Source organism: Pseudomonas anguilliseptica (genome assembly GCF_900105355.1).
Classification (GTDB): domain Bacteria; phylum Pseudomonadota; class Gammaproteobacteria; order Pseudomonadales; family Pseudomonadaceae; genus Aquipseudomonas; species Aquipseudomonas anguilliseptica.
In genome coordinates this window covers 1-14,492 of record NZ_FNSC01000001.1, presented here as the reverse complement: position 1 = coordinate 14,492, position 14,492 = coordinate 1, and the positions used below count along the sequence as shown (strand labels likewise).

The window sequence follows — 14,492 nt, the reverse complement described above, 5'->3', positions numbered from 1 at the left end:
GGCTGCTAACGAGGGTGGAGCGGCAAATGGCCATGTTTCGCTCAACAGGCTTGTTTGTAGCATGAAAAATAGAAAATCTCGCTGTTTCACCCGGTTTTACTGAGGCATATCCGCAGTTTTTCCGGTGCGCTTTGTGACCTGGGTGCTTGCTCGGACGCCCATTACCCGGCATACACACAACAAATAGTCACAGACAGCATAGACGCAAGGCTCTAGATTGCGCCTGCACATGCTGGATACGGCGGTTGGCCATGCGCCTCCGACCCGCTTCGATAACAACAAATAGAGATGGATTCCATGCAGCAGTCCCTACAAGCGGCGAATGCCTGGCGCATTCTGTTCCTGCTTTTTCTCGCCAACCTGTTCAACTTCTTCGACCGCACCATTCCGGCGATCATCATCGAGCCGATCCGCATGGAATGGGATCTCAGTGACCTGCAGCTGGGCTTGATCGGTACCGCCTTTACCATTGTCTATGCGATTGCCGGCATTCCACTGGGGCGCATGGCTGACACCGGCGCGCGGCGCAAGATCATGGGCTGGGGGCTGGCAGTCTGGAGCGGGCTGACGGCGGTCAACGGCCTGGCCTGGAACTTCTGGAGCTTCCTGCTGATTCGCATGGGCGTCGGCATTGGCGAGGCCAGCTATGCGCCGGCGGCCAACTCGCTGATCGGTGATCTGTTCCCGGCGCACAAGCGCGCGCGTGCCATGGGCATCTTTATGCTTGGCCTGCCGATTGGTCTGCTGCTGGCCTTTTTCACCATCGGTGCGATGGTCAAGGCGTTCGACAGCTGGCGCGCACCGTTCTTTATTGCCGCGGTGCCGGGGCTGATCCTGGCGCTGTTTATGTTCTTTATCAACGAGCCCAAGCGCGGTGCGGCCGAACTGGTGCAATCGCGCGCCACGCCAGTGGATAAACCGCTGCGCAAGGTGCTGGCGATCCGCACCTTCTGGTGGTTGGTGATGGCTGGCCTGGCTTTCAACTTCGCCACCTATGCCTGCAATTCGTTCATGGTGCCGATGCTGCAGCGCTACTTCCTGATGCCGCTGGAGCAGGCGGCTATGGCCACCGGGGTGATCGTTGGCCTGACCGGCCTGGTCGGCCTGACCCTGGGGGGGTGGCTGGCGGACAAGATCCACCAACGCTGGCAGAGCGGCCGCCTGCTGTTTGCCGCACTGAGCATGCTGATTGCTTCTGTCGCCACGGGCTACGCCCTGCTGGCCGGACGAATTGAAATCGCCGTGTTCGTGGCGCTGTTCAGCATCGGCTGGCTGTTTGCCTACAACTTCTACACCTGCGTCTATACCGCGATTCAGGATGTGATCGAGCCACGTCTGCGTGCTACCGCCATGGCGTTGTTCTTCGCTGGTCTGTACCTGCTCGGCGGCGGCCTTGGCCCATTGGCGGTGGGCATGCTGTCGGATCACTACTCCCACGCGGCAATGCTCGCCGCCGGGGCCAGTGAAATGAACGAAACCTTCAAGGCTGTCGGCCTGCATAACGCCATGTATCTGATCCCGGTGGCCTTGATGCTGACCATGCTGGCGCTGCTGCAGGCCTCGCGCTGCTTCGTTGTCGATGCCGCAAAAATGCAGCAGGGCATGCAGTTGCAGCCCGCCACCTAAGCCGTTTTACCCGGCCGTTCGGCATGCGCCGGATGGCCGGGCAACGGCTGGATCCTGTGCAATACTCTGTCGCACTGCTGTCACGCAACTGCGACTGAGGACAACCACCATGGGCACTTCCCGCCTTGTGCTGGGCCACAGTAATGCGCTTGGCGCGCATCCCCTGTGCAACGTATTGGCTCAGTGCCCGCTGACTTTGCAGGCGATTGACGTGCCTGACGAGTTGCCGGATGACCTGGCGCTGGTGCTGCTTGACGAACGGTTACTGGCGCTGCAGCCGTTGACCGACTGGCTGGATTGCGGCGCGATTCTGATGGGCTGCATGGATCAACCTGGCGTATTGCCGTTGCCGCCGCATGCCAGTGCCGAGGAATTGTCGGCGCTGCTGCGTTTTGCCGGCGAGCAGTACAGCCTACGCCATCAGACCGAGCAACTGGCCGCCGCCCTGGCGGGCAAGCATGATGATCTGAGCAAGTTGGTGGACGTGGGTCTGGCGCTGTCGGCCGAGCGTGATCTGGACCGCTTGCTGGAAAAAATTCTTATCGAAGGGCGGCGCTTGTCCAACAGCGACGCCGCCTCGCTGTTTCTGGTCAGCCGCCGCCCGGATGCGCTGGCGCAGTTGATCTTCAAGCTGACCCAGAACGGCACGCTTAGCCAGAACAGCTTTCAGGACCAGCGCATGCCGCTGAGCAAGGCCTCGATTGCCGGCTACGTCGCGCTGACCAGCACCGAGCTGAATATCGAGGACGTGTACGCGATTGCCGGGGATGCGCCGTATCGCTTCAACCGCTCCTTTGACCTGCAGATGGGCTATCGCACCATGTCGATCCTGGCGATTCCCATGCGCAACCATCGCCATGAAGTGGTCGGCGTGCTGGAGTTTATCAACCGTCAGCGCAAGGGCAGCGAGCAGCTTGAGCCTGAGCTGATTGCCTTCGATGAAGAAACCGCCGTGTCTTTGCGTGCATTGGCCAGCCAGGCGGCAGTGGCAATCGAGAATCGCCAGTTGCTGGATGACATCAGCCGGTTGTTCGACGGCTTCGTGCAGGCCTCGGTGTTTGCCATCGAGCAGCGTGATCCGACCACCAGTGGTCATTCTTTCCGGGTTGCTGAGCTGTGTCTGACCCTGGCCAACCAGTTACCCCATGCCCCAGAAGCCCGTTTGCGCGAGCAGGCGCTAAGCGTCGATGGTTTGCGCGAGCTGCGCTACGCCGCCTTACTGCATGACTTCGGCAAGGTTGGGGTTCGCGAACATGTACTGGTAAAAGCCAAGAAGCTCGCCGAGCCTGTGCTGGAAAACCTGCGCTATCGCGTTGCCCTGGCCCAGGAAAATCTGCGCAACCAGACCCTGCGCAAGATGCTGCATGCTTACCGTCATAAAGGCGGTCTGAGTGATGAGCGGCGCCTGCAAATGGAAGCCGAGCTGGCCTATGAGTGCGAGCGGCTGGAGCGTTACCTCAACAACATCATCCAGGCCAACGAGCCGAGCATGCTCAGTGAAGGGGATTTTCAGCATCTGCAGGAAGTGCAAGGCGAGCTGGTCAAGGCGCCTGGCAATTGTCTGGTCAGCCTGCTCAGCGAGGGTGAGTTCAGCGCCCTGGCCGTGCGTAAGGGCAGCCTGACCACGGCCGAGCGCGAAGAAATCGAGCGGCACGTGGTACACACCCAGCAGTTTCTCAGCCTGATTCCCTGGACTCCGGATCTGCAGGGCGTGCCGCATATTGCCGGGGCGCACCACGAAAAACTCGATGGTAGTGGTTACCCCAAAGGCTTGATTGGCGATGCGATTCCCTGCGCTTCGCGGATCATGACCATCTGCGACATCTACGATGCCTTGACTGCGGCGGATCGCCCCTACAAACCGGCAATGCCGCTGGAGCGGGCGCTGGATATTCTCAAGAGTGAGGCGCAGAGCGGTTTGCTTGACGCCGAGCTGGTGCAGCTGTTTATCGCCAGCCGCTGCTTTCAGGTGACGGGCGCGCCGGGTTCGCACACCACCTCACCGTTTAACCACCATGTGTGCGATTACGAGCCGTCCTGCACCCGCGAACATCCCCACACCCACTGAGAACCTGCCTTGTCTCGCTTTAGCTCGCGAAATCCAAAACAGGTTCTGAAATGGCTGTCTGCCTCTGTCACTTGCTTCTAAGGAAACTCTGAATAAGTCTTCCTGATTTTGGCAAAATGCCCGGACGCCACCCACCGAGTTTTCCGATGAAGCAGATGACCTTCGCCGATGCCGAGTACGCCGGCAAGCGCAAGCAGACCCGCAAAGAGTTGTTCCTGATCGAGATGGATCGGGTGGTGCCGTGGAAGGGCTTGATTGCCCTGATCGATCCACATTACCCCAAGGGTGAAGGCGGTCGCCCGGCGTACCCGTTGATGGCGATGCTGCGTGTTCATCTGATGCAAAACTGGCTCGGTTACAGCGATCCTGCGATGGAAGAGGCGCTGTACGAAACGACCATTCTGCGGCAGTTCGCCGGGTTGAGCCTGGAGCGTATCCCTGACGAAACCACCATCCTCAACTTCCGTCGCGTACTGGAAAAAAACGAACTGGCGGCTGGCATCTTGGCTGTGATCAACGGCTACCTGGGGGATCGCGGCCTGTCCCTGCGCCAGGGCACCATCGTCGATGCGACGTTGATCAATGCGCCCAGCTCGACCAAAAACAAAGACGGTAAACGCGACCCGGAGATGCACCAGACCAAGAAGGGCAACCAGTACTACTTCGGCATGAAGGCCCACATCGGTGTGGATGACAAGTCTGGACTGGTGCACAGCGTGGTGGGCACGGCGGCCAACGTGGCGGACGTCACCCAGGTGGATAAGCTGCTGCATGGCGACGAGAACGTGGTTTGTACCGACGCAGGTTACACCGGTGTGGAAAAGCGTCCGGAGCATGAGGGTCGGAAGGTTATCTGGCAGGTGGCGGCACGCCGCAGCACCTACAAGAAACTCGATAAGCGCAGCGCGCTATACAAAGCCAAGCGCAAGATCGAGAAGGCCAAAGCCCAGGTGCGCGCCAAGGTCGAGCACCCGTTTCGGGTGATCAAGCGGCAGTTCGGCTATGTGAAGACGCGCTTCCGCGGCCTGGCCAAGAACACGGCGCAGTTGGTCACGCTGTTTGCGCTGTCGAACCTGTGGATGGCACGCAGACATTTACTGGCAACTGCAGGAGAGGTGCGCCCGTAATATGGGCAATAGCCGCCGCGAGGTGCTCGCGGCGGCTAAAAACACAAAAATAAGCGGATGATATGATCGTTTTTGATCGATTTTCCGCTTTCAAAATCAGCGGAGGCTGAAGTCGGCCTGAAACGCATGGCTACTTCAGAGGATCCCTAGCTCGCGAGACGTTGAGCAGGTTCTGCATCTTCCCCTCCCACAAAGCCGCGACCTGTTCGCGGCTTTGTCGTGTCTAAAACCCGCGTTGCTTCTTGCGGATAATCACGCAAATCAATAGTGCTGGGCGAAGCGAGACGACCGGTCATATTCTTGTCGGCATGAACTCCAGCATTCGACTCGACAAGCGTGACCTGATCCTCGCCAAAGGCGCCGAGGTGATGACCTGTCGTGGTTATCACGGCGCCGGTGTGCAGGAAATCGTCCAGGCGGCGGGGGTGCCGAAAGGCTCCTTTTATCACTACTTCGCCAGCAAGGAAGACTTTGCCTTGCAGGCCTTGCAGCAGGTCTATCAGCCGCGCCTGGCGCGTTATGCCGAAGCCCTGAGCGACCCAGCGTTGAGCCCGCGCGAACGCATCCTCGGTTACTACGCCGAGCTGGTGGAACACTTCGCGCGCCAGGAGCGCCTGGAATACCACTGCTTTATCGGCAGCCTGAGCTTCGAGATGGCCGAGCTGTCGCCGACCCTTGGCACCCAGGTCGATGCAATTCTGCAAACCTCGGCGGACATTCTGCAGGCCTGTCTGGAACAGGCGCAGGCCGCAGGCGAGCTGGCAGCCGATGAAGATTGCCGCAACCTGGCGAGCTTTATCGCCAATGCCTGGCAAGGCGCGCTGACCCGACTCAAGGTGGCGAACAACACCCGCGCCCTGACTGACTTTATCCAACGCCTGCAGCTGTTGTTGCAGGTCTGAATACAAGCCCCTTTAACCAGTTGCGGCGCTCTGGCCGCCCCGAGGAATGATGATGACCGATCCCGTTAAAGCACTGTTCCAACCCTTTAGCCTGGGCAACCTGGAGCTGCCGACCCGTGTGGTCATGGCCCCGATGACCCGTTCCTTCTCCCCAGGCGGCGTACCGAATAGCAAGGTCATCGAGTACTACCGTCGCCGCGCGGCTGCCGGCGTTGGTTTGATCGTCACCGAAGGCACCACGGTTGGGCACAAGGCCGCCAACGGTTACCCGAATGTGCCGCGTTTCTACGGTGAAGATGCTCTGGCCGGCTGGAAGAAAGTGGTCGAGGCCGTGCACGCAGAAGGCGGCAAGATCGTTCCGCAACTGTGGCACGTGGGCAATGTGCGCAAGCTGGGCACCGAGCCGGACGCCAGCGTCCCAGGCTACGGCCCGAGCGAAAAGATTAAAGAGGGCAATGTGGTTGTGCACGGCATGACCCAGGACGATATCAAGGACGTGATCGCCGCCTTCGCCCAAGCCGCCAGAGATGCCAAGGCCATCGGCATGGACGGTGTGGAAATTCACGGTGCCCACGGCTATCTGGTCGACCAGTTCTTCTGGGCCGGCAGCAACCAGCGCACCGACGAATACGGTGGTGACCTGGCGCAGCGTTCGCGCTTTGCCATCGAACTGATCCAGGCTGTGCGTGCCGCCGTCGGCCCTGAGTTCCCAATCATCTTCCGCTTCTCGCAGTGGAAGCAGCAGGATTACAGCGCTCGCCTGGTAGAGACTCCTGAAGCGCTTGAGGCCTTCCTTAAGCCGCTGGCCGATGCCGGCGTGGATATCTTCCACTGCTCGACCCGCCGTTTCTGGGAGCCGGAGTTCGACGGCTCCGAGTTGAACCTGGCCGGCTGGACGCGCAAGCTGACCGGCAAGCCAACCATCACCGTTGGCAGCGTCGGCCTGGACGGCGAGTTCCTGCAGTTTATGGTCAACACCGACAAGGTGGCTCAGCCGGCCAGTCTGGAAAACCTGCTGGAGCGTCTGAACAAGCAGGAGTTCGACCTGGTTGCCGTAGGCCGTGCACTGCTGGTCGACCCGGATTGGGCGGTAAAAGTACGCGATGGCCGCGAGCAGGATATTCTGCCGTTCAGCCGTGATGCGCTGACCAGCCTGGTCTAAGAACCTATCTCGAATCTGCTGCGCGTCGGCGATACGGCGTTAAAAACAGGCTCGGAATGCTCATGTACAGTTCGTACACTCCGCTTCCTCGCCGCGTTTTGATCAGCCGGAGGCTGTTACTACGTAGCGCCTTGTATCGCTCTAGCTCGCGAGATCCGAAACAGATTCTAGATACCCGTTTTATCGTGTGCGCCGCAAAACGGCGCAACACTCCTCAAGCCCCGGCACGTCGGGGCTTTTTTTCGTCCGCAGGGTGCATGGGTAGGTTGGGTTGAGGAGCAACGCGACGAAGCCCAACCTACCCATGCAGCGGTCTGTTGGGCTTCGCTGTGCTCAACACCAACCTACGGCTTATCGCTTCACAACACGCAATAGCTACATAGTTTTTTCGTCCGGTATCGGCCGCTTGTGTCGATTGATATCCGGCGCTCTGCAGGCAAGCTGTGCCTCGTTGGCTAGTATTGCCAGTGCCCCGTCATCAGGTATCGACCATGAAGCGTGCTGTGCAGATATCCGTATCCGTTGTCCTGTTGGTGCTGATCAGCCTGGCCGCTGCGGTCGCCTGGAATTGGGCGCCGGATCGCCCCGTGGCGGACCTCAAGCCGCGCTGGGCTTTGCCACCGTCGCAGTTTGTCGCGGTTGACGGCATGCTGGTGTACCTGCGCGATCAGGGCCCACGCGATGACCCCGCGCCGATCGTGTTGCTGCACGGCACCTCGGCCAGCCTGCACACCTGGGAAGGCTGGGTGGCAGCGTTGCAGGCCAAGCGTCGGGTGATCAGCCTCGATCTGCCGGGCTTTGGCTTGACCGGGCCATTCCCCGATGGTGATTACCGCATGGCCCACTACAGCGCCTTTCTCGGCCATGTGCTGGATCAGTTGCAGGTGCCGCGTGCGGTGGTGGCGGGCAACTGGCCTGGCAATTTGCCCTGAACTATCCGCAGCGTGTTGAACGGCTGGTGCTGGTGGATGCCGCCGGTTATCCGCGCAACGCCACTTCCATGCCCATCGGTTTTCGTCTGGCGCAGATTCCCGCGCTGGCGCCACTGATGGCCAATCTGCTGCCCCGGCAGATGATCGAGGCAAGCATCCGCAACATCTACGGCGATCCGGACAAGGTCAGCGATGAGCTGATTGATCGCTACTACGAGCTGACCCTGCGCGCCGGCAATCGTGAAGCCTTGCGTCAGCGCTTTATCCAGGCCGAAGCGGGGCAGAGCTACACGCGTATCGCCGAACTCAAGGTGCCGACGCTGATTATTTGGGGTGGTCGCGATGAGTTGATTCCACCGGTCAATGCCGAGCGCTTCAAACGCGACATCAAGGGCAGCCGTCTGGTGCTGTTCGACGACCTCGGCCATGTGCCCCAAGAAAGAGGAGCCAGCACGCACCGTGGCGGTGCTGATGGGCTTTCTAGAGGGCTAGTAGGGGTCTACCGCAGCTTTTTCCTGCGCACTAAGCTGCTGATATTTCGAGAGAGATTGCCTGCGCAAAAGAGCTGGCGTGCTTTGTGCTAACGCTGTCAGCGCTGGTTGGCTTTGCGCCATCTTGGTCTAGGCTCTCGGAATAACAATTATTCGGCAGGTGCAGTATGCCCAAGGCCATCAGGCTGTTTGTGCACGCAGTGGAGGCGCTCAACCGCGTTGTCGGGCGCTTCGCCATGTACCTGATCTTCGCCATTCTCGGCGTGCTGCTGTACTCCTCAATCAGCAAGACCTTCTTTATGCCGGCCGCTTGGACGCTGGAGTCGGCGCAGTTTCTGATGGTCGCCTACTTCCTGCTTGGCGGCGCCTATTCCATGCAACTGGATGCCCATGTGCGCATGGACCTGTTCTACAGCCGCTGGTCGCCACGGACCCGGGCAATCATCGATGCGATCACCATCGGTTTTCTGATTTTCTACCTGGTGTTCCTGCTCTTCGGCGGTATTTCTTCAACCCAGTACGCCCTTGAGTACAGTGAAACCAGCTACTCGGCCTGGTCGCCCCCCATGGCGCCGATCAAGATCATCATGTGCATCGGCATCGCCCTGATGCTGCTGCAGGCCATTGCCACCCTGTTTAAGGACATCGCCGCCGCGCGGGGGGAACCGCTGTAATGGATTACGAGTTGATAGCCGTGCTGATGTTCTCCTCGATGATGTTGCTGCTGCTTACCGGCAAGCGGGTATTTGGCGCGATCGGTTTTGTCGCGGTGGTGGCGGCGCTGCTGTTGTGGGGCGACGGCGGTTCGGAAATGGCCTTCAGCGCGGCCATGAAATTGATGAAGTGGTACCCGCTGCTGACTCTGCCGTTGTTCGTATTTATGGGCTATATGCTCTCCGAGTCGGGGCTGGCCGAAGACCTCTACAAGATGTTCCACGTCTGGATGGGGCCGCTCAATGGTGGCCTGGCCATCGGCACCATCGGCCTGATGGTGGCGATCTCGGCGATGAATGGCCTCAGCGTGGCCGGCATGGCCATCGGTGCGAGCATTGCTTTGCCGGAGCTGTTGCGTCGTGGCTACGACAAGATCATGGTCACCGGGGTGATCCAGGCCGGCAGCTCCCTCGGTATTCTGATTCCACCCAGTGTGGTGCTGGTGCTGTACGGCATGATTGCCCGCCAGCCGGTCGGCCAGCTGTGGCTGGCAGGGGTGTTTCCCGGTCTGCTGATGGCGGGGCTGTTTATCCTCTATATCGCCGTGCGTTGCCGTTTGCAGCCAGAACTGGGGCCGGCCTTATCTGCAGAGGAGCGCGGGCAGATCAGCCGGCGCGAGAAGCTGTTGCTGCTCAAGGCTGGGGTTGCGCCGCTGTTTATCTTCTTCTGCATGACCGGCCTGTTTCTGATGGGCATCACCAGCCTGGTGGAAAGCTCGGCGGTGGGTGCAGCGGCGGCCACCCTGATGGCGTTGGTCAAGGGGCGTTTGACCCGCAGTGTGATGGAAGAAACCCTGCGCAAGACGCTCGGCATCAGCTGCATGTTTATGTGGATCATCCTCGCCGCCTTGTGCTTCGGCGCGGTGTTTGACGGCCTCGGCGCGGTCAAGGCAATCGAGGCGTTCTTTCTCTAGAGCCTTGGTCTTGGGCCCTGGCAGGTGCTGATCCTGATGCAGCTGTCGTTCATCCTCATGGGCATGTTTCTCGATGACTCCGCCATGCTGGTGATCGTCGCCCCTTTGTATATTCCGCTGGTCGGTGCTCTGGGCTTCGATCTGGTCTGGTATGGCGTGCTCTACACCATCACCTGCCAGATCGCCTATATGACCCCGCCCTTCGGCTACAACCTGTTCCTGATGCGCGCCATGGCTCCGCCGGAAGTCTCGTTGCGCGACATCTATGTGTCGGTTACCCCATTCGTGCTGATCATGGTCCTGGCGCTGGTGCTGGTCATGGTTTTCCCGCAGATCGCCCTGTGGCTGCCGCAGTGGCATTACGGCAGGTGAGCACATGAATTTCAGCTGTAGGCCAGCGCAGTCGTACCGATAAAGCCAGTGAGGATTGCCGCGGCGCAGCGCCGCTTATGCCGCACGCAATCCTCAAGGGCTTTTGAGTCATCAGGTGCAGGTTGCCCCTCTGAAAACCCTGCCAGTGCCCCGTGGGCCAGGCAGTGCGGTTGTATGCCATCTGAATCGACAAGCCTGGAGATAACAGCATGAGTACGAGACGCAGTTTTCTGAAAACCGCCGCGGTGGCCACCGGGGCAGCAGGGGCAACGGCATTGGGTTCGGCGCATATCTATGCCGCCGAGCCGAAGAAAATCGTCTGGCGCCTGCAGACCTATGCCGGTGCCGCCCTGGGCGAACATGTGATCAAACCCTCCATCGATGCCTTCAACAAGGCAGCCAATGGCGAGATGGAAATCCAGCTGTATTACGCCGACCAGCTGGTGCCCACCGGCGAGCTGTTCCGCGCCATGCAGAAGGGCACCATCGATGCCGTGCAGAGCGATGACGACTCCATTGCCGCGCCCGTGGATATCTCTGTGTTCGGCGGCTACTTCCCCTTTGCCACCCGTTACAGCCTGGACATTCCGGTGCTGTTCAACCAGTACGGGCTCAATGAAATCTGGGCCGAGGCCTATGGCGAAGTCAAAGGTGTGACCTGGCTCGGCGCTGGCGCCTGGGACCCGTGCCACTTCGCCACGGTGGAGCCGATCACCAAGCTTGAGCAGCTCAAGGGCAAGCGCATTTTCACCTTTCCTACGGCTGGCAAGTTCCTTACCCGTTTCGGCGTGATTCCGGTGACCCTGCCCTGGGAAGATGTCGAGGTGGCCATGCAGACCGGCGAGCTGGACGGCATCGCCTGGTCCGGTATTACCGAGGACTACACCGTTGGCTGGGCCAACGTGACCAAGTACTTCCTCACCAACAATATCTCCGGTGCGTGGTGCGGCTCCTACTTCGCCAACTCGGACAAATGGGCCGAAGTGCCCGAGCATCTGAAAACCCTGTTCAAACTGTGCATGGACAGCTCCAACTACTACCGCCAGCACTGGTACTGGGGCGGTGAAGCGCAGTTGCGGGTCGAGGGCGGCAAGCTGCAACTGACCTCCATCCCGGCCGAGGAGTGGGCCACGGTGGAGGCCGAGGCGCTGAAGTTCTGGGATGAAATCGCCAAAACCAGCCCGCGCTGCGCGCGCGTGGTGGAGATATTCAAGAAGTACAACGCACTCATGGCCAAGGCCGGCGCGCCCTATCGCGGCTAGCACCTGGGGTCGCTACACCTCACGCCCGCAGCGCAAGATGCGGGCGTGTTTTTTTGCGCGGCGGGCAGGCGACTCTGTCAGTGCGCGTAGCGATTCTGCAGGGCCAGGATGCGGCCATCCTGCTGCACGCGCTGTAAAGCCGCGCGCCAGCGCGCGATGTCCTGCTCAGGCATGCTGCGTGACAGGGCAATATAGCCTTCGTCGCGGCCCAGCTGCACGGCGCTTGGGCGTACCTTGTCGGCCGCGACTCCAGCCTCGCGCAGCCTCTGCGCCAGCCCTGAGTCCGCCGAGGCAGCCAGCGCGATCCGGCCTGCTGCGAGCATGCCGAAGCAGGTGCTGTAAGCGTTGTTGCGCTTTAGCTGCGAGAACCCCATTGCCGTCAGACGTTCATCATGGGAGCTGCCGTTGAGCACGCACACCGGCAGGTTCTTGGCATCCTCCAGCCTGTGGATACCGGTGGGCCGTTGGCTGTTCTCGTAGAACCAGTCGGTCTCTTCCCAGATGGGCCCGACCCAGTGCGCCAGCGGCAGGCGCTCCGGAGTTTTGCCAAGGTTGAAGAGCACCACATCGTCACGTTGTTGCAGTTGCGCCAGACCACGCGCCAAGGGCACTTCCTGGATTGGCAGCGGCTCGGCCATATCGGCCAGCAGCTCGCGCACCAGCTCCAGAAAGAACGCCCGCTTGCCGGCATGTTCGCGTCCGCGTAACTGGCCGTCGATCAGCACGGCTTGGCTATCCAGGCTGTGGGTATAGATCAGCCAGTCACGCGCCAGGCAGGTTGTAGGTGCAAGCCAGGCAGTCAGTGCCAGTGCCAGGCGGCGGTAATTACTGCGCGATGCCGAGTCTGGCCGGGCGCTGGCAGGGTGCGGGGCATCGGGTTCAAACAGTCTCCGGTATGGCTTCTGGCGGCCACTTGGCGCATGCAGTCAGGTGTTCGACTGGTGATGATCTGTGCTTTTACAGCAGAGCAGTACCTGCCGTCACCTGTGATGCAACGCTTGCCGCTTGTTTTGCTTAATTGCCCAGCCAACTTGGCAAACCTGTACCACACTGATGAAGCTTTTTGCCGGGTGTTCTAACAGGCGTGGGTAGTGTCAGGGCGCGTTGTGTGGTGATTGTGGGGATGCGCTTGAGACGCTGTTGTTGCCTGCAGGATTGACACCGGAAGTCAGCCATAACAACAAGAGACAGGTGCATTTATGCTCAATCCGCGAGACGTGAAAACCGTTCAGGATGCCAAGCGCATTGTCGAAGAACGCGGCCTTAGCCATATCAAGGTCGGGGTGTTCGATAACGATGGGGTGATGCGTGGCAAATACCTCAGCCGCAGCAAGTTCTTCTCTGCTCTCGACAGCGGCTTTGCCTTCTGCGATGTGGTGCTCGGCTGGGACGTGAAGGACCAGCTCTACGACAACGCTCAGTACACCGGTTGGCACACCGGTTACCCCGATGCCCCGGTGCGCGTGCTGCCACATACCTGCCGCGATTTACCCTTTGAAAACGGCATGCTGCTGTTTATCTGCGAGTTTGCCGAGGCGGCCGAGAAGGTCTGCCCGCGCGGCACCCTGCGCCGGGTGGTCGAGCGCAGCAAGGCTATGGGCTTTGATGCGTTCGCGGCGCTGGAATACGAATTCTTTATGTTCGATGAAACCCCGGAGTCGGCCCGCGAGAAAGGCTTTCGCAACCTCAAGCCCTTCACCCCGGATTGGTTCGGCTACTCGATGATTCGCAACTCGGTACACGCCGAGCTGTACCACGAGATCCTCGAAATGGCCGAGCGCATGGACTTTCCCATCGAAGGCCTGCACACCGAAACCGGCCCCGGCGTGCTTGAGGCGGCGATTGCCTATGACCGCGCCGAAGCCGCCGCCGACAAGGGCGCGCTGTTCAAGACCTTTATGAAGGTATTGGCCCAGCGCAACGGCCTGATGGCCACCTTTATGGCCAAGTGGTCGGGCAAATATCCGGGGCAGAGTGGGCATATCCATGTGTCCCTGCGCGATCTCGCCAGCGGCAAGTCGGCGTTCTATGACCCGAGCCAGGCGCACAATATGAGCAAGATTCAGCGCCACTTCCTTGCCGGTCAGCAGCGCCTGATGCCGGAATTCCTGTGCATGGTGGCGCCAACGCTGAACAGCTATCGGCGGCTGATCCCAGGGTTCTGGGCGCCTACCGATGCCACCTGGGGCGTGGAAAACCGCACCGCTGCGCTGCGGGTCATTCCCGGCAGTGACAAGTCCCAGCGTCAGGAATATCGCCTCGGCGCCGCCGACGGCAATCCGTTTCTGGCCCTCTCGGTGGCGCTTGCTCTGGCCTGTACGGGGTGATGCAGCAGTGGGAGCCGACCGAGCCGGTGGTGGGTAACGCCTACGCCATGAAGCACCCGGAAGAGCTGGCCCTGCCGCGTACCCTGTGGGATGCGGCGCAACGGCTGAAGGCTTCGACGGCAGCGCGGGAGCTGTTTGGCGACGAGTTTGTCGAGCACTTTGCCGCCAGCCGCGAGTGGGAAGAGCGCGAATACCGCCGGCATGTCAGCGACTGGGAACTGGATCGCTACTTCGAAATTATCTGATGCCCTGCTTTGCCGCAGGTGCAATAGACACAGGGGCTAGAGGCGCTGGGTAGGGTGGATGACGCTGTTTTCATCCACCAGCGTATAGGTGGATGGGTAAAGCGCCATCCACCCTACGAGGTCCAGGCCTGTAGATATACAGCAGACCTACCTGTTGTTCGCGACAGGATTTTAAGGTGCAAGCAATGAGCAAACTGCCAATGCATTTCCCCCATCGATGGCTCGGTGTATGTCGAGCGCCATCTGGCTTCCAACCCTGAAATTCAGGCGGCTTTGGCCAAGGCCGAGTTGACGCAGCAGGCCTGGAAGACCACTCCGCTGGCTGAGCGCATCGCCATCGGTCGCAAGGCG

Annotated in this window: 8 protein-coding genes and 4 pseudogenes; 11 read left to right on the top strand and 1 reads right to left on the bottom strand. The window is 60.3% G+C overall.

From position 1 onward, the window contains the following. Nucleotides 1-297: 297 nt before the first annotated feature. From BLW24_RS00055 to BLW24_RS00015, 9 genes and pseudogenes are all read left to right on the top strand, one after another. Nucleotides 298-1,626, top strand: coding sequence for a spinster family MFS transporter (locus tag BLW24_RS00055; RefSeq protein ID WP_090387578.1), 1,329 nt, complete (start codon nucleotides 298-300; stop codon nucleotides 1,624-1,626). A 109-nt stretch (nucleotides 1,627-1,735) separates the two neighbouring features. Continuing rightward, a complete protein-coding gene (locus tag BLW24_RS00050) occupies nucleotides 1,736-3,694 on the top strand; it encodes an HD domain-containing phosphohydrolase (protein WP_167360305.1) in 1,959 nt (652 codons plus the stop codon). A gap of 146 nt (nucleotides 3,695-3,840) precedes the next feature. Next, nucleotides 3,841-4,821: an IS5 family transposase gene (locus tag BLW24_RS00045; protein WP_090375222.1), complete on the top strand. Its 981-nt coding sequence runs from the start codon at nucleotides 3,841-3,843 to the stop codon at nucleotides 4,819-4,821. 308 nt (nucleotides 4,822-5,129) lie between these two features. Continuing rightward, nucleotides 5,130-5,723 carry a TetR/AcrR family transcriptional regulator gene (locus BLW24_RS00040; RefSeq protein ID WP_090375220.1) on the top strand — a complete coding sequence of 198 codons (594 nt, stop codon included), beginning with the start codon at nucleotides 5,130-5,132 and terminating at the stop codon, nucleotides 5,721-5,723. 52 nt (nucleotides 5,724-5,775) lie between these two features. Next, entirely contained in the window at nucleotides 5,776-6,885 is a 1,110-nt protein-coding gene (locus tag BLW24_RS00035; RefSeq protein ID WP_090375219.1) for an NADH:flavin oxidoreductase, read from the top strand. A 491-nt stretch (nucleotides 6,886-7,376) separates the two neighbouring features. Then, a pseudogene (locus BLW24_RS00030) lies at nucleotides 7,377-8,401 on the top strand (alpha/beta fold hydrolase). Nucleotides 8,402-8,475: 74 nt separating this feature from the next. Then, on the top strand, nucleotides 8,476-8,982 hold the full coding sequence (locus BLW24_RS00025; protein WP_090375217.1) for a TRAP transporter small permease subunit: 507 nt from the start codon (nucleotides 8,476-8,478) through the stop codon (nucleotides 8,980-8,982). After that, nucleotides 8,982-10,307, top strand: a pseudogene (locus BLW24_RS00020) (TRAP transporter large permease). Before BLW24_RS00025 ends, BLW24_RS00020 begins: the two are co-directional and overlap by 1 nt. Nucleotides 10,308-10,516: 209 nt before the next feature. Then, entirely contained in the window at nucleotides 10,517-11,569 is a 1,053-nt protein-coding gene (locus BLW24_RS00015) for a TRAP transporter substrate-binding protein (RefSeq protein ID WP_090375215.1), read from the top strand. A 77-nt stretch (nucleotides 11,570-11,646) separates the two neighbouring features. On the opposite strand, the gene BLW24_RS00010 is transcribed toward BLW24_RS00015, so the two are convergent. Then, a complete protein-coding gene (locus BLW24_RS00010; RefSeq protein ID WP_090375213.1) occupies nucleotides 11,647-12,294 on the bottom strand; it encodes a substrate-binding periplasmic protein in 648 nt (215 codons plus the stop codon). A gap of 474 nt (nucleotides 12,295-12,768) precedes the next feature. Here BLW24_RS00010 and BLW24_RS00005 point away from each other — a divergent pair. Together BLW24_RS00005 and BLW24_RS25445 are read left to right on the top strand one after the other, a co-directional pair. Further along, a pseudogene (locus BLW24_RS00005) lies at nucleotides 12,769-14,141 on the top strand (glutamine synthetase family protein). Between the two features lie 204 nt (nucleotides 14,142-14,345). Beyond that, a pseudogene (locus tag BLW24_RS25445) lies at nucleotides 14,346-14,492 on the top strand (aldehyde dehydrogenase family protein); the annotation flags it as partial.